At 70.2% G+C, this 764-nt stretch carries 1 protein-coding gene; it reads left to right on the top strand.

Translation table 11 applies throughout. The features are described from left to right. The coding region (locus EOA86_RS36945; protein WP_206630275.1) for a strawberry notch-like NTP hydrolase domain-containing protein at positions 1-764 on the top strand (764 nt) is incomplete at both ends.

Below are 764 nucleotides of genomic sequence, written 5' to 3' on the forward strand. Positions count from 1 at the left end.
GTGCTGATGAACCCGCCATTCTCGGTCATGGCAAATGTCGAAGGGCGTGTCGCCGATGCGGCCTGGCGGCACATCGCCTCGGCCCTTGCGCGCCTGGCACCCGGCGGACGGCTGGTGACGATCACCGGCGCGAACTTCGCCCCCGACAATCCGGCCTGGACCTCGACCTTCACCCGCCTGCAGGAACGCGGCCGCGTCGTCTTCTCCGCGGCAATAGACGGCGCCGTCTACGCCAAGCACGGCACCACCTTCCCGACGCGCCTCACCGTCATCGACAGGCTGCCGGCGGACGAGCCCACCGTCTTCCCGGTCGCCCTGGGGGTGGCGCCCGACGCAATCACGCTGCTCACATGGATCGGGGAACAGCTTCCGGCGCGGCCGCCGGTGACGATGCCCGCCATGGCCAGGCCGGCGCCGGCGGCCGGCGCGCCTCGCACCGTGCGCGGCTATCTCGCCCGCACGGCCAGAAGCACGCCGCGGACCTCGATCGTCGAACCGGAGGGCGTCGACCTCGCCTACGAGGCCGTCGACTGGAAGGTCGCCGATGACAGTCACATCACCGACGCCATCTATGAGGACTATCGCCTTCAGGCGATCCGTATTCCCGGCTCTCAGGCTCACCCGACCCAGCTCGTGCAATCGGCGGCGATGGCGAGCGTTGCGCCGCCCAAGCCGAGTTACCGGCCGCGCCTGCCGCGGAACGTTCTCGACCTGCTGTCGGACGCGCAGCTCGAGACCGTCATCTACGCGGGCGAGGCCCACTC

This window comes from Mesorhizobium sp. M5C.F.Ca.IN.020.32.2.1, from assembly GCF_004023105.1.
Lineage (GTDB): Bacteria > Pseudomonadota > Alphaproteobacteria > Rhizobiales > Rhizobiaceae > Mesorhizobium > Mesorhizobium wenxiniae.